The 16,161-nt window shown below is 71.7% G+C and carries 19 protein-coding genes; 7 read left to right on the plus strand and 12 right to left on the minus strand.

Annotated elements, in window-relative coordinates:
• Positions 1-2 precede the first annotated feature (2 nt).
• The 3 genes from G537_RS0105850 to G537_RS43540 all read right to left on the minus strand — a co-directional run bounded on the left by G537_RS0105850 (position 3) and on the right by G537_RS43540 (position 1,666).
• On the minus strand, positions 3-728 hold the full coding sequence (locus G537_RS0105850) for a J domain-containing protein (protein ID WP_051247964.1): 726 nt from the start codon (positions 726-728) through the stop codon (positions 3-5).
• Positions 729-737: 9 nt separating this feature from the next.
• Positions 738-1,451: a hypothetical protein gene (locus tag G537_RS0105855; RefSeq protein ID WP_026869304.1), complete on the minus strand. Its 714-nt coding sequence runs from the start codon at positions 1,449-1,451 to the stop codon at positions 738-740.
• A gap of 71 nt (positions 1,452-1,522) precedes the next feature.
• Positions 1,523-1,666, minus strand: coding sequence for a hypothetical protein (locus G537_RS43540; protein ID WP_155888516.1), 144 nt, complete (start codon positions 1,664-1,666; stop codon positions 1,523-1,525).
• Positions 1,667-1,798: 132 nt separating this feature from the next.
• On the opposite strand from G537_RS43540, the gene G537_RS0105865 reads away from it, so the two are divergent.
• Together G537_RS0105865 and G537_RS0105870 are read left to right on the plus strand one after the other, a co-directional pair.
• Complete coding sequence (locus tag G537_RS0105865) at positions 1,799-2,719, plus strand: LysR substrate-binding domain-containing protein (RefSeq protein WP_026869305.1); 921 nt, start codon at positions 1,799-1,801, stop codon at positions 2,717-2,719.
• Between the two features lie 40 nt (positions 2,720-2,759).
• The gene (locus tag G537_RS0105870; protein WP_026869306.1) at positions 2,760-3,809 is read left to right on the plus strand and encodes a TAXI family TRAP transporter solute-binding subunit; all 1,050 of its coding nucleotides are present in this window, start codon (positions 2,760-2,762) and stop codon (positions 3,807-3,809) included.
• 17 nt (positions 3,810-3,826) lie between these two features.
• Here the strand turns inward: G537_RS0105870 and G537_RS0105875 are convergent, their stop codons facing one another.
• Together G537_RS0105875 and G537_RS41940 are read right to left on the minus strand one after the other, a co-directional pair.
• Positions 3,827-4,999: a M20 aminoacylase family protein gene (locus G537_RS0105875; protein WP_026869307.1), complete on the minus strand. Its 1,173-nt coding sequence runs from the start codon at positions 4,997-4,999 to the stop codon at positions 3,827-3,829.
• 107 nt (positions 5,000-5,106) lie between these two features.
• Positions 5,107-6,012 carry a trypsin-like serine peptidase gene (locus G537_RS41940; protein WP_162146083.1) on the minus strand — a complete coding sequence of 302 codons (906 nt, stop codon included), beginning with the start codon at positions 6,010-6,012 and terminating at the stop codon, positions 5,107-5,109.
• Between the two features lie 231 nt (positions 6,013-6,243).
• On the opposite strand from G537_RS41940, the gene clpS reads away from it, so the two are divergent.
• A complete protein-coding gene (gene clpS / locus G537_RS0105885) occupies positions 6,244-6,552 on the plus strand; it encodes an ATP-dependent Clp protease adapter ClpS (RefSeq protein WP_026869308.1) in 309 nt (102 codons plus the stop codon).
• 209 nt (positions 6,553-6,761) lie between these two features.
• Here the strand turns inward: clpS and G537_RS0105890 are convergent, their stop codons facing one another.
• On the minus strand, positions 6,762-7,685 hold the full coding sequence (locus G537_RS0105890; protein WP_026869309.1) for a ribokinase: 924 nt from the start codon (positions 7,683-7,685) through the stop codon (positions 6,762-6,764).
• Between the two features lie 68 nt (positions 7,686-7,753).
• Positions 7,754-8,719, minus strand: coding sequence for a LysR family transcriptional regulator (locus G537_RS0105895; protein ID WP_026869310.1), 966 nt, complete (start codon positions 8,717-8,719; stop codon positions 7,754-7,756).
• A gap of 150 nt (positions 8,720-8,869) precedes the next feature.
• On the opposite strand from G537_RS0105895, the gene G537_RS36670 reads away from it, so the two are divergent.
• From G537_RS36670 to G537_RS0105905, 3 genes are read left to right on the plus strand one after another with little or no spacing between them, the layout of a single operon-like run.
• Positions 8,870-9,907: an MFS transporter gene (locus G537_RS36670; RefSeq protein ID WP_211230297.1), complete on the plus strand. Its 1,038-nt coding sequence runs from the start codon at positions 8,870-8,872 to the stop codon at positions 9,905-9,907.
• Entirely contained in the window at positions 9,907-10,188 is a 282-nt protein-coding gene (locus G537_RS44645; protein ID WP_211230298.1) for an MFS transporter, read from the plus strand. Before G537_RS36670 ends, G537_RS44645 begins: the two co-directional genes overlap by 1 nt.
• A 50-nt stretch (positions 10,189-10,238) precedes the next feature.
• Positions 10,239-11,450: a M20 aminoacylase family protein gene (locus tag G537_RS0105905; protein WP_026869311.1), complete on the plus strand. Its 1,212-nt coding sequence runs from the start codon at positions 10,239-10,241 to the stop codon at positions 11,448-11,450.
• A gap of 5 nt (positions 11,451-11,455) precedes the next feature.
• Here the strand turns inward: G537_RS0105905 and G537_RS0105910 are convergent, their stop codons facing one another.
• The 3 genes from G537_RS0105910 to G537_RS0105920 form a co-directional block, all read right to left on the minus strand.
• Positions 11,456-12,022, minus strand: a complete 567-nt coding sequence (locus G537_RS0105910; protein ID WP_026869312.1) for a hypothetical protein — start codon at positions 12,020-12,022, stop codon at positions 11,456-11,458.
• A gap of 80 nt (positions 12,023-12,102) precedes the next feature.
• Positions 12,103-12,723, minus strand: coding sequence for a TetR/AcrR family transcriptional regulator (locus G537_RS0105915; protein ID WP_034850695.1), 621 nt, complete (start codon positions 12,721-12,723; stop codon positions 12,103-12,105).
• Between the two features lie 81 nt (positions 12,724-12,804).
• Entirely contained in the window at positions 12,805-13,296 is a 492-nt protein-coding gene (locus G537_RS0105920) for a VOC family protein (protein WP_245578953.1), read from the minus strand.
• Positions 13,297-13,524: 228 nt separating this feature from the next.
• On the opposite strand from G537_RS0105920, the gene hemA reads away from it, so the two are divergent.
• Positions 13,525-14,745: a 5-aminolevulinate synthase gene (hemA, locus tag G537_RS0105925; protein ID WP_026869315.1), complete on the plus strand. Its 1,221-nt coding sequence runs from the start codon at positions 13,525-13,527 to the stop codon at positions 14,743-14,745.
• A 137-nt stretch (positions 14,746-14,882) separates the two neighbouring features.
• Here hemA and G537_RS43545 read toward each other — a convergent pair whose 3' ends face one another.
• Both G537_RS43545 and G537_RS0105935 read right to left on the minus strand, forming a co-directional pair.
• On the minus strand, positions 14,883-15,728 hold the full coding sequence (locus tag G537_RS43545; RefSeq protein ID WP_155888519.1) for a hypothetical protein: 846 nt from the start codon (positions 15,726-15,728) through the stop codon (positions 14,883-14,885).
• A 168-nt stretch (positions 15,729-15,896) separates the two neighbouring features.
• Positions 15,897-16,139 (minus strand): AbrB/MazE/SpoVT family DNA-binding domain-containing protein, encoded by a 243-nt coding sequence (locus G537_RS0105935; RefSeq protein WP_026869317.1) that lies wholly within the window; start codon positions 16,137-16,139, stop codon positions 15,897-15,899.
• Positions 16,140-16,161: the final 22 nt, after the last annotated feature.

Here is a 16,161-nt window from a genome sequence, read left to right on the forward strand (position 1 = left end):
ATTCAGAGTCCCAGCAGCTTGTCGCGGGCGGCGTTGAGCCTGGCCGCCATGTCGGCCGAGCCGCCGCGGTCCGGGTGGTGCCGCTTCATCATCCGGCGATGCGCCGCCTTCACCGCCGCGGGCGAGGCGCCGGCGGCGAGGCCGAGCAGGGCATAGGCCTCGGCCTCCGACATCTCGTCCCTGCGGGGACCGGCCCCGTCCTGCTTCGCCCAGTCCGGGCCGAAGCGGCGGTCGAGATAGGTCTCCAGCACCCGGGCCGAATCGGGATCGTCGGCGCGGCATTCGGCCAGGAGGCGCAGCAGCGCCGGCAGGGCCAGCGAGGCCAGGCTGCGGCCTTCCATCGGGCCCGGGCGCAGGACATAGCCGTCCATCGCGCCGCTGGCGTGGTCGAGCTGCATGTCGAGGCTGCGCGTCTTCAGCCGCGAGGCGCGGCCGGGTGTCGGCCCGGCCGCGGTTTGCCGGGCCCGGCGCCAGCGCAGGAACCAGGGCAGACCCTGGATCAGCAGCGGCGACAGACGCTGCAACCACAGCAGGACGGCGCCGAGCACGGCAAGGAGGCCGGCCAGCCGTCCGGTCAGCAGCAGGAACAGCCCGAGTCCGGCCAGCAGCAGGATGCCGCCCCAGCGGGCGCCGCGGACCACCTTCTTCGGCTCGGTGTTGGCGAACCAGCGGGCGAGCAGCGGCAGCCCGATGCCGAGCGCCAGGACCAGGAGGAGAAGCTGGATCACGGTCGGGGCTCAGCCTCCACCCATCCGCCCGATCAGCGCCGTGACCGCGGCGCCACGGCGGCGGCCGAGATCCTCCAGCGCCGTCCGCCCCCCGGCGGCATAGACCGCGACGGCGGTCAGGAGGTCGCGGAGCTGGCCGGGGCTCGAGGCATCGAAGGGGCAGTAGGCGCCGCGGGTCAGCCGCGCGATCTCGCGGAAGGCGCGGCCGGCGACCGGGTCATGCCCTTCGTGGAACAGGAACACCGGCACGCCGCGCAGGGCCAGCCGGCCGGCCTGGGCGCAGACCGGGTCGAGCGACTCCTCGAAGGCGTCGCCGACGAAGACGAGCGCATCGACCTTGCCGCGCCCGGCCTCGGCCTCGGCGTGGGCCAGCACCCGGCCGATCTGGGTCTCGCCGGCCCGGCAGCGCACCTTGCTCATCAGCCGCGCCAGCTCGGTCCCGTCGGAGACCCAGGCGCTGGCCTTGCATTCGCCGAAGCCGCGGTAGAACACCAGCTGCAGGTCGAGCCCGCCGAGCGACGCGGTCTCGACGAACATCTCGCCCTGCAGGCGGCAGGCGCGGTCCCAGGTGTCCTCGCGGCTCTGCGTCGCGTCCAGCGCGAAGACCAGCCGGCCACGCCGCCCGGTCTCGCGCCGGACCGGCGTCGCCGCCACCCGGCGCAGGAAGGCGTCGACCTCCGACCGGCCCTGGCCGGCAGGCAGCTTCTCGTCGGATCCCGTCATCGCTTCGCGTCCATCGCAAATATGATGGGGACCGGCGAACGGAAATCCAATCGGAACGGGTTGCGAACCGTTCAGCGGCGGTCGGTCAGACCGATGTCCCGGCGCAGCGCCTGGGACAGCGTCTCGACCGAACGCGCTGTCGGGCGCCGCGTCGTCACCAGCCGGCGCAGCAGGCCGAGGCGGAACGGGCGGCGGGAGATCGGGACGAAGGCCATGGCCGTGCTCCGAGGCTTGCCGGGGCTGCAGATCCATGAGACAGAATCATCACAAACCCGGCTGATCGGAGCCTATGCAGCCTCATGAGCCGTAGCGAATGATGGTTTCTCGCATTGGCATGAGCATGGCTAATGGGTGACGCGATCCCGCACCTGCCGCTGGCGGCGCTGCGCACCTTCGACAGCGTGGCCCGGCACCTCAGCTTCACCAAGGCGGCGGCCGAGCTGGCGGTGACCCAGAGCGCGGTCAGCCACCAGATCCGGTCGCTCGAATCCGATCTCTGCGTCCGGCTGTTCAAGCGGCTGAACCCCGGCATCGCCCTGACCGAGGCGGGCGAGCAGCTGGCGCCGGAGGTGCGGGCGGCGCTGGAGCGGCTGGGAGCAGCCGTTGCCCACGTCAAGCGCTGCGGCCGCGGCGGGGTGCTGCGGGTCGGCGCCGGCGGCGCCTTCGCCACCGGCTGGCTGGTGCCGCGGCTCGGCCGCTTCGCCGCCGCGCATCCGGAGATCGAGGTGCGGCTGTCGATGGCGATGCGCAACCCGGACCTGGAGGAGGACGAGCTGGATCTGGCGGTGCTGAGCCGCGAATCGGACCGGCCGCTGCAGCCGGACGGCGAGGCGGTGCTGTTCGAGGAGCGGATCTATCCGGTGTGCAGCCCGGCCCTGCGGCCCCTGCTGAGGGACCCGTCCGACCTGGCCCGGGTCACCCTGCTGCACGAGGAGTGCGACGAGGAGCCGTCGCCGCGTTCGGCCCTGAGCTGGAAGCTGTGGCTGGAGCGGCTGGGGGTGGCGGAGCAGCCGCGCCGCAGCGGCATCCGCCTCAGCCACTTCACCCTGGTGCTGGCCGCCGCGCTGGACGGCGTGGGGGTCGCGCTCGGCCGCGAGCAGCTGATCCGGGCGCCGCTGGAGGAGGGCCGGCTGATCCGTCCCTTCGGCCCGGAGCTGGAGCTGCGCAGCCGGCGCCAGGTCGTCCGCTGGCGCAGCGCGCCGGGGAATGAATCCCGCATCGCCGCATTCCGCAGCTGGCTTCTGGCGGAAAGCGCGGCCGATCGTTAGCCTCCTCGCTGGTGCTCACCAATCCGGATCGATGATGCCCGTGTCGCGCGCCTCCCTCCTCCCGGCCGTCGCCCTCCTCCTCGGCCTCGCCGCCGCCCCGGGCGCCCCAGCCCAGGACACCGCTCCCAAGGCCCCGCCGCGCGAGATCATCGTCGCCACCGCCCCGGTCGACTCGCCGCTCGGCCGCTGGGGCGCCGCCTTCGTCGACCGGTTGAAGGCGGAGGCCGGCCAGCCGGTGTCGGAGGCGATCACCGCCGGTGCCCTGCCGAACGTCGCGCTGCTGCAGAGCGGCAGGGTGGCGATCGGGCTGGTGTCGCTGGACGTCGCCGCCGCGGCCTGGGAGGGCAGGAGCCCGATGGCGCCCGGCCTGAAGTTCGGCCACCTGCGCGCCCTGGCGCCGGTGGCGCCGGCCGCGGTGCTGCGCTTCGTCGTCCCGGCGGCCGGCGGCATCACCACCGCCTCCGCCCTCGCCGGCAAGCGGATCGCCGTCGCCACCGACGACGCCCTGACCGAGCCGATGCTGAAGGCGCTGGGCGTCGAGGCCACGCTGCGGCGCATGCCGCTGACCGAGGTCGCAAAGCAGCTGACCGACAAGAAGATCGACGCCGTCGCCGTCACCGGCCTCGCTCCCTTCGCCCTGCCGCCGGAGCAGCCGGCGGTGACCTTCGGCCTGACCGTGGCGGAGATCGCGAAGGCGGCCGGGACGATTCCGGGCGTGGCCGCCGCCGCGGTGCCGCTGCCGCCGCCCGCGCCTCCCGCCCCGCCGGCCGATCCGGCCGCTGCCGCCGACCCGGCCGTCGGGTCACCGACCGCGGCGCCGGCCCCCGCCCCCGCCGCACCACCGCAGCCGCTGCCCCCCAGCGCCGGCATGTGGACTTGGCTGGTCGCGACCGACGCGCTGCCCGAGGGGGTGGCCCGGCAGGCCACCGAGATCGCGGTCGGCCAGGCCGGACCGCTGACCGAGGCCGCAGGCCTCGCCGGCGCCCCGGCCCCCGACCCGCTGACCAACCGCGCCGTGCCCTTCCATCCCGGCGCCGCGGCGGCCTGGGCCGCGCACGGCTTCACGGTGCCGACGGAGCGGGCGCCTTAGGAGAGGGTCAGCCGGGCTTAGCCCGCCTTCAGCTGGGTCTCGACCAGGGATGCCAGCAGCGAGGCGCCGATCGGCAGGACCTCGTCGTTGAAGTCGTAATGCGGGTTGTGGACCATCGCCCCTGAGGCTCCGCCGGCCTGGCCGAGGAACAGATAGGCCCCCGGCCGGGCGTTCAGCAGATAGGCGAAATCCTCGCCGCCCAGCGACGGCTCGACGTCGCGCTGGACATTGCCTTCGCCGACCACCATCTCCGCCACCTGCGCCGCGATCTCGGCCTGCTCGGCATGGTTCACCGTCGCCGGATAGCCGTAGTCGTAGTTCACCTCGATGGCGACGTCGAAGGCGGCGGCGATGCCGTCGGTGATCCGCCGGATGCCGGCAACGATCATCTCCTGCACCTCGGGCCGGAAGGTCCGCACCGTGCCGTTCAGATAGGCCTCGTCCGGGATCACGTTGTGGGTGGTGCCGGTGTGGATCTGGGTGATCGACAGCACCGCCGAATCCATCGGGTTGGCGTTGCGGCTGACCAGGGTCTGCAGCGCGCCGACCAGCTGGGCCGCGATCACCACCGGGTCCTTGGCCTTCTGCGGGATCGCGGCATGGCCGCCGACGCCGCGGATCCGGATCTCGAACATGTCGGCCGCCGCCATCATCGGGCCGGGCCGCACCCCGATCGTGCCGGCCGGCAGCAGCGGCCAATTGTGCAGGGCGTAGACCTCGTCGCAGGGGAAGCGGTCGAACAGGCCTTCCCTGACCATCACCTCGCCGCCGCCGCCGTTCTCCTCGGCCGGCTGGAAGATGAAATACGCGGTGCCGTCGAAGTTGCGCGTCTCCGCCAGGTACTGTGCGGCGCCGAGCAGCATGGTGGTGTGGCCGTCATGGCCGCAGGCGTGCATCTTGCCCGGCACGGTCGACTTGTGGGCGAAGTCGTTGGCCTCGGCCATCGGCAGGCAGTCCATGTCGGCGCGAAGGCCGATGGTGCGGCCGCTGTCGGTCCGCCCCTTCAGCACCCCGACCACGCCGGTCTTGGCCAGGCCGCGATGCACCTCGATGCCCCAGGAGGCCAGCTTTTCCGCCACCAGGGCCGACGTCCGCACCTCCTGGAAGGCCAGCTCGGGATGGGCGTGGAGATCGCGCCGCCAGGCGGTCATCTCCTCCTTGCGGGCGGCGATCGAATTGATGACGGGCATCGGTCGGTCTCGTCTTGCGCTGGCTGGGATGGCGAAATCCCGATACTGGTCCGTCCGCGCCGCCGGAGCAACCCGCCGCGGGCGCAAGCCGGCTCCGCACGCCCCGATCAGGCGAACCGGTCCCGCGCCTCCCGCACCAGATCGGCCAGGCCGCGGCCGCCGACCGCGGTCGCGGGGCTGTCGTCGCCGGCGCCGGCCACGCCGACGACGAAGGGGCCGCCGTCCCAGAAGCCGAACACCGGGCTGCCGCACATGCCGGGCCCGAAGGCGGCGGCCCCGGCGACGCGCATCCGGCCGGGATCGTCCTCCTCCAGGAAGAAGCCGGTCTGGAACACCGGCAGGGCGCCGCCGGCGGTGTCCGGCGCATAGGCGATGTTGCACCAGGCGTCGGTCTCGTTGTCCCAGTCGCCGTCATAGGTCCTGGCGCCCATGAAGCCGAGGCTGTCGCCGAGGCGCTGGTTGAGCACGATCACCGCGCAATCGCCGGCATCGGCGGTGATCGCGTCCGTCACCGCGGCGGCCGCGAAGACGAGACCGCCGCGGGGGAAGGACACCGAGGCGATCCCTGCGTCACGATCCAGCACGTGGCCGGCGGTCAGAACGTGCCGGGGCCCGATCAGCACGCCGGATCCCGACCGTGCGCCCGACGCCACCTTGCAGACGCAGCGCCAGGGGAAGGACGCGTCCGTGTAGGGCCGGCGGGCTCCGGCGGCGGGCTGCCGCCCCTGCTCTGCCGACGGCATGCGCGGCAGCGGCGACGGTCGCAACGGCACCGGCCGGGCGATGATTGCAGCAGGATGGCTGGGCATCGACGGCAGCACCTCCGGCGCGAGCGCCGGAGACGGCTGGAGGCCCAGGGCGCGATGCCAGGCGAAGCGGGACCGTGTGCCGTGGAAGTCGGACAGGCCCGCAGGGGCGTCCGCCCGATGGATCGGGATCCGCAGCTGACAGGCGGCCAGCGCTTCCGGAGACAAGGGCAGGGTGCTTCTCGTCGAGGCCGCCAGCATCGTCATCGCCCCCGTTCGGCGCATCGGTCCGGCCGCACCGCCGCGATGGACCTCCAGATGCGCCGCCATTCCAGCAGAGGCGGCGAGCCGCGTCGTCATACGAACGGAGGATGCCGCGTCGGATTCCGGGGGCCCGGACGGAAGGTCGCGCGGGGGCGGCCGGGAATGGACGGGCGGCGCCGGGCGTGAGAAGCTGCCGCCGCATTCCGCCGCTGCACCGCATCCGAGGAGCAGCCGATGAGCGAGATCACGACCAAGCCCCGCGTCGACATCCGGCCCAAGACGGAACGGCCGCGCCTGCACAAGGTCATCCTGCTGAACGACGACTACACGCCGCGCGACTTCGTGGTCGTGGTCCTGAAGGGCGAGTTCCGGATGAGCGAGGACCAGGCCTACCGGGTGATGATGACCGCGCATCGGCGCGGCGCCTGCGTCGTCGCCGTCTACCCCAAGGAGGTGGCCGAGACCAAGGCGACGCGCGGGACCGAGGCCGGCCGCCGGATGGGCTATCCGCTGATGTTCACGACCGAGCCGGAGGAGAAGTAGGGCCGACCTTTGCCCCTGCGGACGCGATAGGCGGATGGGCCGGAGTCGCCCCCTCACCCGAAATTGCTGCGCGATTTCGACCTCTCCCCAAGGAGAGGTGAAGGAAGGCGTCGCTCCGAAATCCCTCTCCTCGGGGAGAGGGAGGGGCCCAGTCGCGACAGCGAATGGGAGGGTGAGGGGGATTCCGGCCGAGCCGCCGGGCCCAAATATCAGCCGATCGGCGTGGTCGGGCCGAGCTGCGGCAGGGCGGCGTCGATCGCGGCGGCGGTCGGCATGCTTTCCTGCGCGCCGAGGGCGAGGCAGGCCAGGGCGGCGCCGGTCGCGGCCCGTCGCAGCGCCTGCTCCAGCGGCAGCCCGGCATCGAGCCCGGCCGCCAGCACGCCGGTGAAGGTGTCGCCGGCGCCGGTGGTGTCGACCGGCCGGATCGGCAGCGCCGGCACGGCGAAGCCGGTGCCGGGTCCGACGGCGATCGCGCCTTCGCCGCCCAGGGTGACGATGCAGGTCAGCCCCAGCCGGCCGCTGAGCGCCGCGGCCGCGGCCCGCGGATTCGCCGTGTCCAGGCCGAGCCCGCCGGCGATCGCCAGCGCCTCGTGCTCGTTCACCACCAGGAGGTCGAGGTCGCGCAGCGCCGCCTCAGGCACCGGCGCGGCCGGGGCGACGTTGAGGATGGCGCGGCAGCCGCGGGCCCGGGCACGCGTCAGCAGCGCCCAGTTCTGCTCCGGCGGCAGCTCCATCTGCAGCACCAGCAGCGTGTCCGGCGTCAGACGGTCGTCCGGCACCTGGCCGGCCGTGACCGCGAGGTTGGCGCCGCTGCCGACGGCGATGAAATTCTCGGCCTGCGCGTCGACGCAGATATAGGCGACGCCGGTCGGGCGGTCGCTGATGGCGATCAGGGACGTGTCGACACCCTCCTTCGCCAGGGTCGCGCGCATCACCTGGCCGAAGCCGTCGTCGCCGACCGCGCCGGCCATCGCCACCCGCGCCCCGGCCCGCGCCGCCGCCACCGCCTGGTTCGATCCCTTGCCGCCGGGCTTGGTGACGTAACCGTCGCACAGCACGGTCTCGCCCGGCCGCGGCAGTGCCGTGACCGCCATCACCAGGTCCATGTTGATCGAGCCGAAATCCAGGATCACGCGGCTTTCCTCCCCGACGAAGCGCGCGATCCTGGCGCGGCGCGGGCCGGAACGCAACCGCCGCCGCGTCAGGACAGCAGGATGTCCGGCCAGGGCGTGACGGCCGGGCCGCCCTCCTTCAGCAGCGCCAGGGTCTCGTCGCGGAACACCCGCGCGGCCGGGGCCAGCGGCAGGGCGGTCGACCAGATCAGGCCGATCGGCTCCGCCCGCGGCGACAGGGTCAGCGGCGTCAGGGCGACATGGCCCCGCGCCTCCCAGTCGCGGGCGAGGTGGCGCGGGGCCAGGGCCAGCAGCGGCATGGACTGGAGCAGCATCAGGATGGTCACGACCGAGCCGGTCTCGACCAGGCTCTCGGGCTGCGGCAGCACCAGCTCGGCCAGGTGCTCGTCGAGATGCTCGCGCACCGGCGTGCCCCGCAGGGGCAGGCACCAGGAATGGGCGAGGACATCCGCCCAGCCCGGCCTCGGCAGGGCCAGGACCGGATGGCCGACGCTGGCGACGACGACATAGGGCTCCAGCACGATCGGCGCGCCGTCGAGGTCCGGCCCCATCAGCGCCGGCACCATGCGCCCGATCGCCAGGTCGAAGCGGCCGGAACGGAGGTCGCGCAGCACGTCCGGCAGCATGCCTTCGACCAGCCGGATCGTGATCTTCGGATAGCGCCGCTTCATCGCGGCCACGGCCCTGACCAGGAACGCCTGGGCCGAGACGGCCTGCAGCCCGATCGTCACCAGACCGGCGCCGCCGGTGGCGAGCAGATCGATCTCCTCCTCCAGCACCCTGATCTCGGCGGCGATGCGCCGTCCGGTACGGATGAAGCGGTGGCCGGCCTCGGTCGGCACGATGGCGCGGCCGCGCCGTTCGAACAGGTCGGCGCCGAGCGCCTCCTCCACCTCGGCGATCGCCTTCGACACCGCGGCCTGGGAGATGAACAGCCGCTCCGCCGCGCCGGTGACGCTGCCGCAATCCTGCACCGCCAGCACGGTGCGGAGGTGCCGCAGCTTGATCCGGTCGTCCCAGCGCCGCTTCGTCATGCCTGCCTCGTCCGCCGCCTCCGCCGATTAACCCAGCGGTTATGGATCAGCGCGGTTATTTCATTTCTGCCCGCGAAGCAACCCATCCAAAGATTGGGCAACCCGAGCACGGCAAGAGCCGGCCGGGGCAGCAAACAGGGGGTCTGCGAGATGACGCAGTCGGCGGCGGCCCGCGGGGCTGCGCTTTCCACCACGGCGGCGCCGCAGGCGCCTGCCGTGCCGAAGCGGGCGGTCTTCGCCACGGTGCTGGGCAACTGGCTGGAGTTCTTCGACTTCACCGTCTATGCGCTGTTCGCGGTGACGATCGGCCGGCAGTTCTTCCCGGTCGAGTCCGCCTCCGGCCAGCTGCTGCTGTCGCTCGCGACCTTCGGTGTCGGCTTCGTCATGCGGCCGCTGGGCGGCATCGTCATCGGCGCCTATGCCGACCGGGTGGGGCGCAAGGCGGCTCTGACCCTGACCATCATGCTGATGGCGCTGGGCACGGCGATCCTGGGCCTGACGCCGTCCTACGCCGAGATCGGCCTGGCGGCGCCGGCCCTGATCGTCCTGGCGCGGCTGCTGCAGGGCTTCTCCGCCGGCGGCGAGCTGGGCGCCGCCACGACCTATCTGCTGGAGCTCGCTCCGCAGGGCCGGCGCGGCCTCTACGCCAGCTGGCAATACGCCAGCCAGGGCCTGGCCACCCTGGCCGCCAGCCTGATGGGCTTCGGCCTGGCCGAGGCGCTGACGCCCGAGGCGATGGAGAGCTGGGGCTGGCGCGTCCCGTTCCTGTTCGGCCTGCTGATCGGCCCGGTCGGCCTCTATATCCGCCGGCACATGGACGAGACCGCGCATGCCGGCGGGGCGCATGGCAGCGCCGGGGCGGTGCTGAGGACCCTGGCCTCGCGGCATGCCGGGCTGGTGCTGATCGGCGTCCTGACCATCATGGGCGGGACGATCAGCAGCTACATCATCGGCAAATACATGACGACCTACGCCCTGCACACGCTGCACATGCCGGCGGGCACGGCGATGCTGGCCAGCGTGGTCAGCGGCAGCGTCATCGCGCTCGGCTCCGTGCTCGGCGGCTGGCTGTCGGACCGGTTCGGCCGGCGCGCGCTGATGGTGTTGCCGCGGGCGCTGTTCGTGGTCGCCGTCTATCCGGCCTTCCTGCTGATCACCGCCGACCGACGCCCGAGACGCTGCTGCTGATGGTCGGCCTGCTGTCGCTCTTCCAGGCGATGAGCGGCGCGGTCGGCATCGTCGCCCTGCCGGAATGCTTCCCGCGCGCGGTGCGCTCCTCCGGCCTGTCGATCACCTATGCGCTCGGCGTCACCATCTTCGGCGGCAGCGCCCAGTTCGTCGTCACCTGGCTGCTGGATGTCACCGGCAACCCGATGGCGCTGGCCTGGTATCTGGTCGCGACCAACCTGATCACCACGGTCGCCCTGTGCCTGCTGCGCCCGCCGGCGGCGCGGGACCGGCTGGACTAGCCGGGGACCACCCGGCCATCATTCCCGGACACAAGCGAGAAGAGAGCCCGATGACCGACGCCAAGACCCCGCAGGACATCCTGGCCGCGATCAAGGCCTATGAGGACGAGCTGATCGCCATCCGCCGCGACATCCACGCCCATCCCGAGACCGGCTTCGAGGAGGTGCGCACCGCGGCCCTGGTGGCGCGGAAGCTGCGCGACTGGGGCATCGAGACGCATGAGGGCATCGCCAGGACCGGCGTGGTCGGCACGCTGCAGGGCAACCGGCCCGGCCAGCGCGCGGTGGCGCTGCGCGCCGACATGGACGCGCTGTTCATCGAGGAGAAGACCGGTCTTCCCTACGCCTCCACCGTGCCCGGCAAGATGCACGCCTGCGGCCATGACGGCCACACCGCCATGCTGCTGGGCGCCGCCCGCTATCTGTCCGAGAACCGGGACTTCGCCGGCACGGTGCACTTCATCTTCCAGCCGGCCGAGGAAGGGCTGGGCGGCGGCCAGCTGATGGTGGAGGAAGGCCTGTTCGACCGCTTCCCGGCCGACGCGGTCTACGGCATGCACAACAATCCCGGCCGGGCGGTCGGCGAATTCGGCCTCCGCCCCGGCCCGATGCTGGCGGCCAGCGACACCTGGACCGTCACCTTCGGCGGCACCGGCGGCCATGGCGGCTCCGCCCCCCATCTGGCGACCGACCCGACCGTGGTGCTGGCGCATTTCATCCTGGCGGCCCAGGCCATCGTCGGCCGCAACATCCCGGCGGTGGAGCCGGGGGTGATCAGCGTCGGCCACGTCTCCGGCGGCTCGATCGGCTCGCCCAACATCATCCCGCCCGAGGTGGTGGTGGCCGGCACCGCCCGGAGCTACTCCCCCAAGGTCCGCGACACGATCGAGCGCCGGCTGCGCGAGACCGCCGAGGGGCTGGCCGCGACCTACGGCTGCACCGCCAAGATCGAGTACCAGCGCCGCTACCCGCCTCTCGTCAACCACCCGGAGCAGACGGGGATCGCCGCCGGCGTCGCGGCGAAGATCGTCGGCGCCGACAAGGTCGCGACCAACATCCCGCCGATCACCGGGGCCGAGGACTTCTCCTTCATGCTGGAGAAGAAGCCCGGCGCCTTCATCATGATCGGCAACGGCGTCAACCCGGACGGCAGCTACCACTACGTCCACACGCCGCATTACGATTTCAACGACGAGATCCTCGCCCTCGGCGCGACCTACTGGGTCACGCTCGTCGGCGAGGAGCTGGGCGTGAAGGAATAGAGGCTCTACGCCGCCTGCACCGTGCCGTCCGGCGCGAGCCGGACGGTGAACGGGTCGGCCACCTCGCCGGCGACGCTGAGATGCGACACCCAGCCGCTGACCTCGATCGTGCCGTCGGGCAGGGTGCGGGCAACAGCGGGATGGACGGCGCCGTCCGGCGCGGGCGGCACCAGGTCGGCGCCGCTCCTCAGCACCTCGCCGCCCATCACGATCTCCTCGACCCAGCGCACCGCGATCGCCTCGCGCGTCGCCGCATCCGCCGCGTCCCAGCCGGCCTCCGGCAGCAATAGCGGCGCAAGCTCGTCCGGCGTGGCCGCCGCTTGCCAGACCCCGTCGATGGCGACGCCGCGCCACCGCGGCGCCGCGTCCGGCGCGACATGGCCGATGAAGGTCACCCGCGGGAAGCTGTCGGGGCGGTAGAGATAGAGGGGGGCCTGCGCGGCGTCGGTCCCGGCCGAGCCGAAATACGCGGCCAGCGCGTCCTCGTAGGGCGGCTTCTCGCTGGCCACCGCCAGGTCGGCCTGGCCCAGGCTGAGCAGGACCGACATGCCCCAGTAGCGAAACTTCGCCATCCGCTTTTCCTCCGCCGCCTGCGCCCCGCGCTTCGGAGGTAAGATGGAATTGCGGCGAAACAAGGGTACGAAACCGTAAGCTAAAGGGCTGCATAGGCTCGCAAAAACACCGCCACCGCGCGCTCGGCGATGCCCCGCAGCTCCGCCGGGTCCGGTGGCGGCTCGACCCCGAACAGGGTGCGCTGGCGGCGGCCGCCCTGCATGAGCGTGACCAGATCCTCCGCCGCCTCGGCCGGATCGGCGGGGCGCAGCGTGCCCGCCTCCATCTTGGTCCGCAGGAAGTCCGCCAGGGCGGCGCGGACGCGGCCCGGACCGGCGTCGTAGAACAGGCGCGCCAGATCCGGGAAGGCCGCGGCCTGGGCGACCATCAGCCGCTGAACGCCGAGGATCTCGGGATCGAAGATCCGGCGCAGCATGTGCTCGCCGAAGGTGGCGAGCTCGTCCGCCAGATCACCGGCGGGGTCGAGCCCGGCCAGGGACTGCTGCTTGTAGCGGTCGAACATGGCGCGGAGCAGCCCTTCCTTGCTGCCGAAATGGCTGTACAGGGTCTGCTTGGCGACCCCGGCCTCGGCCGCCACCCGGTCCATGCTGGCGGCGTAGCCCTCGGCCATGAAGACCCGGATGCCGGCCTCGAGGATCGCCTCACGCTTCTTCCGGCCGCGCGGGGTCGCCGCCCAGGCCGCCGCGGTCTGCGCCATCATCCACCCCTGCTCGCACCCCACGCCCGCGATCATGCCGCCGAAGCCGGCCGCCGCAAAGCCCGGTCAGGGCGCGGGCATCGGTCAGGCGCCCTGATAGGCCCGCTCTATGGCGGCGATGTCGATCTTGGCCATCTGCATCATCGCCTGCATCACTCGGGCCGCCTTCACCGGGTCGGGGTCATGCATCCGCTCGATCAGGATGTCGGGCGTGACCTGCCACCACACGCCGAACCGGTCCCTCAGCCAGCCGCACTGGCTGTGCTCGCCGCCGCCCTCGACCAGGCGGGCCCAGAACCGGTCGACCTCCTCCTGCGTCTCGCAGTGGACGACGAAGGAGACCGCCCAGGTGAACTCGAAATGCGACCCGCCGTTCAGGGCGGTGAAGGCTTGGCCGTCCAGCTCGAAGCCGACGGTCAGGGCGCTGCCGTTCGGCCCCGACACGGCATCGCCATTGCGCAGGACGGAGGTGATCCGCGAATTGTCGAAGACCGAGACGTAGAACTCGGCCGCCTCCTCGGCCCGGCCGTTGTCGAACCACAGGAACGGTGTGATCTTCTGGGTGATCTTGGGCAAGGCGACTCTCCCTCGGCTGGACGATCTGACCGGAGGACGGCCGGGCCTGACACGTCCCGACATGGCCCTCGGAAATTTCTCCGCTGCCGGCATGCGGCGGATCGCCGCCGAAGCCGCCGCGGGTCTCACCTCTTGGCGTGCTTCGACTATGGTGCCATTTCACGCGACAGCGCCAGATGCGTTACACTTCCTGTCGGGGCCCGGCCCGCGGCACGGCGAGACGGTGGAATGGACTACGAGAACATCTTCCGGACGGCGATCGAGACCCTGAAGGCCGAGGGCCGCTACCGGATCTTCGCCGAGCTCGAGCGCCATGCCGGTGCCTTCCCGCGCGCCGCCCATCACGGCCTCGACGGCGCGCCGGACGTCACCGTCTGGTGCTCGAACGACTATCTCGGCATGGGCCAGCACCCGGCGGTGCTGGCGGCGATGCACGAGGCGCTGGACCGCTGCGGCGCCGGCGCCGGCGGCACCCGCAACATCTCCGGCACCCATATCTACCACCGGGCGCTGGAGGAGGAGCTGGCCGACCTGCACGGCAAGGAGGCGGCGCTTCTCTTCACCTCGGGCTTCGTCTCCAACGACGCCTCGCTGTCGACCCTGGCGAAGCTGATCCCCGGCTGCGTCGTCTTCTCCGACGCGCTGAACCACGCCTCGATGATCGCCGGCATCCGCAACTCCGGCTGCGAGAAGCGGATCTTCCGCCACAACGACCCGGCCGATCTGGACCGGCTGATGTCGGAATACCCGCTGACCCGGCCGAAGCTGGTGGCGTTCGAGAGCGTCTATTCGATGGATGGCGACATCGCGCCGATCGCCGAGATCTGCGACGTCGCCGACCGGCACGGCGCCATGACCTATCTGGACGAGGTCCATGCCGTCGGCATGTACGGCCCGCGCGGCGGCGGCATCGCCGAGCGCGACGGGCTGACCCGGCGCCTCACCGTGATCGAGGGCACGCTGGGCAAGGCCTTCGGGGTGATGGGCGGCTATGTCGCCGGCTCGGCCATCCTGGTCGACGCGCTGCGCAGCCATGCCCCCGGCTTCATCTTCACCACCTCGCTGCCGCCGGTGGTCGCGGCCGGGGCCCTGGCCGCGATCCGACACCTCAAGGCCAGCAACGCCGAGCGCGAGCGGCACCAGGAGCGGGCGGCGACGCTGAAGCGCCTGCTGCGCGCCGCCGGCCTGCCGGTGATGCCGTCGGTCAGCCACATCGTACCGGTCCTCGTCGGCGACGCCCGGCTGTGCAAGGCGGCGAGCGACCTGCTGCTGGAGCGGCACCGCATCTACGTCCAGCCGATCAACTACCCGACCGTGCCGCGCGGGGCCGAGCGGCTGCGCATCACCCCGACGCCGCTGCACGACGACCTGCAGATGGCCCGGCTGGTCGAGGCGCTGCGCGATGTCTGGTCGACGCTCTCGATCCCCGTCGCCGCCGCGGCAGCCTGACCTGCCGCGCAAGCCGCCCGCGCCGCCCCCGGCGCGGGACCGGCCGCGGGTGAAGCCGCCGATGCCGCCGCCACGGGGCCGCGGAAAACCGCCGTCGCGATCACCGAAACCCTGAGAAGATGTCGGCGGAGCGGCTCTTATCGGCGTGGCGGGTCGATTCTCTCGACGACCAGGGTCCCCGTCGGACTGGCCAGATACTCCGCATATTCGAGAACCGGGCCGAAGCGTAGCAACGTGCCGCCGAGATCCGCCGTATCGCCCGGGGACAGGCGCGCGCCCGTGTTTCGGACATAGCTCAGCAGGGCGGAGAAGATGTCGACCGCCACCTCGCCCTCACCTTGTTCTCCGAGCAGGGCGAAATCCGGAGCACCCCAGCGGTGAAATCCTTTCGAGCAGAACCAGATGCGGCCATCGGGCCGAAAGAACTTCAGAAAGCCGGTCCAGATCGCGACCGGAACGGCTTGCCGTGCTGCGCTCAGGAAATCGGGCGCCAGCGACACAGTCAGCGCCCGCGCCGGCAGGCAATTCCAGGCGGCGGTGTCGATCACGCCGACCAGACCATATGGGAGAAGGGCGGCCGCCACCTTCAGGGCGGCGATGAACTGTTCAGTGGGATCGATCGCGGTCCCGGTATAGGCGCAGATCATGTGCGCTCGGTGCCGGCGGAGCGGCTCCTTCTCTTCCGGCGACCAATTGGACATGTCGACAGGCTGCTGCGCGCTATCCGCAGGCACCGGGGTCCCGATCGTGACCAGGGCAAAAGCGTGGTCTTCGAATGAGATCAGCAGAGATGGATGCTCAGGATCGGCCCCGAGTGCTGAGCACGTGACGGAGGATGAAAGCGGCTCCACCCGGGCGATGTCCTCCTGAATCGATGATCTGCCCGGCGCACGCACCGCATCAAACAGCAGAAACAGAAGGAGACGCTCCGGATCTGATCCATCGGAGGAGCGATGACGTTCGGGACCTGCTGCTGAAACCAACGGAAGAGCCTCCCCCGTTTGAAATTCTCCATGGCACCGGACGCCGGAGGTTCCATCAGCGTAAGGGGCGGCCCTCGACCTCGTCCAGACGCACGCCCAAGGGCCGGATCAAGGCTTCACCCAGATCTCTACCATCAGGCCGGGATAAGGGCTGAGCGCGGGGCTGGCTCAGGAATCGCCCCGGCCCCTCTCCTTCTGCACGTGATGCTCCCGGCCTTCGGCCATAAAGCCCGGCGGAAAGGACGCGAAGACCTGCGCCACGCCGGCCAGCGAGCGGGCCGCCACCGGCCGGATGACCAAGCAGTCGCCACGGCGCTCTATCAGCACGTCCTGCACCGTATCGGCGAGGGCCAGCTCCTTCGGGATGCACACCGCCAAGGAGTTTCCGCTTCTTAAGAGCCGGGTCAGCATCGGCGGTCTCCGCGCAAATATA

Source organism: Inquilinus limosus DSM 16000, assembly GCF_000423185.1.
GTDB lineage: Bacteria > Pseudomonadota > Alphaproteobacteria > DSM-16000 > Inquilinaceae > Inquilinus > Inquilinus limosus.

What these genes read in the sequence shown, in the direction of transcription:
- G537_RS0105895 (WP_026869310.1), bottom strand. Translation starts at nt 8,719, where the DNA reads ATGACGAAGCGGCGCTGGGACGACCGGATCAAGCTGCGGCACCTCCGC.
- G537_RS0105915 (WP_034850695.1), bottom strand. Translation starts at nt 12,723, where the DNA reads ATGATGGCGCAGACCGCGGCGGCCTGGGCGGCGACCCCGCGCGGCCGG.
- G537_RS0105855 (WP_026869304.1), bottom strand. Translation starts at nt 1,451, where the DNA reads ATGACGGGATCCGACGAGAAGCTGCCTGCCGGCCAGGGCCGGTCGGAG.
- G537_RS44645 (WP_211230298.1), top strand. Translation starts at nt 9,907, where the DNA reads ATGGTCGGCCTGCTGTCGCTCTTCCAGGCGATGAGCGGCGCGGTCGGC.
- G537_RS0105865 (WP_026869305.1), top strand. Translation starts at nt 1,799, where the DNA reads ATGGGTGACGCGATCCCGCACCTGCCGCTGGCGGCGCTGCGCACCTTC.
- G537_RS0105935 (WP_026869317.1), bottom strand. Translation starts at nt 16,139, where the DNA reads ATGCTGACCCGGCTCTTAAGAAGCGGAAACTCCTTGGCGGTGTGCATC.
- G537_RS0105910 (WP_026869312.1), bottom strand. Translation starts at nt 12,022, where the DNA reads ATGGCGAAGTTTCGCTACTGGGGCATGTCGGTCCTGCTCAGCCTGGGC.
- G537_RS0105905 (WP_026869311.1), top strand. Translation starts at nt 10,239, where the DNA reads ATGACCGACGCCAAGACCCCGCAGGACATCCTGGCCGCGATCAAGGCC.
- G537_RS43540 (WP_155888516.1), bottom strand. Translation starts at nt 1,666, where the DNA reads ATGGCCTTCGTCCCGATCTCCCGCCGCCCGTTCCGCCTCGGCCTGCTG.
- hemA (WP_026869315.1), top strand. Translation starts at nt 13,525, where the DNA reads ATGGACTACGAGAACATCTTCCGGACGGCGATCGAGACCCTGAAGGCC.
- G537_RS36670 (WP_211230297.1), top strand. Translation starts at nt 8,870, where the DNA reads ATGACGCAGTCGGCGGCGGCCCGCGGGGCTGCGCTTTCCACCACGGCG.
- G537_RS0105875 (WP_026869307.1), bottom strand. Translation starts at nt 4,999, where the DNA reads ATGCCCGTCATCAATTCGATCGCCGCCCGCAAGGAGGAGATGACCGCC.
- G537_RS41940 (WP_162146083.1), bottom strand. Translation starts at nt 6,012, where the DNA reads ATGACGATGCTGGCGGCCTCGACGAGAAGCACCCTGCCCTTGTCTCCG.
- clpS (WP_026869308.1), top strand. Translation starts at nt 6,244, where the DNA reads ATGAGCGAGATCACGACCAAGCCCCGCGTCGACATCCGGCCCAAGACG.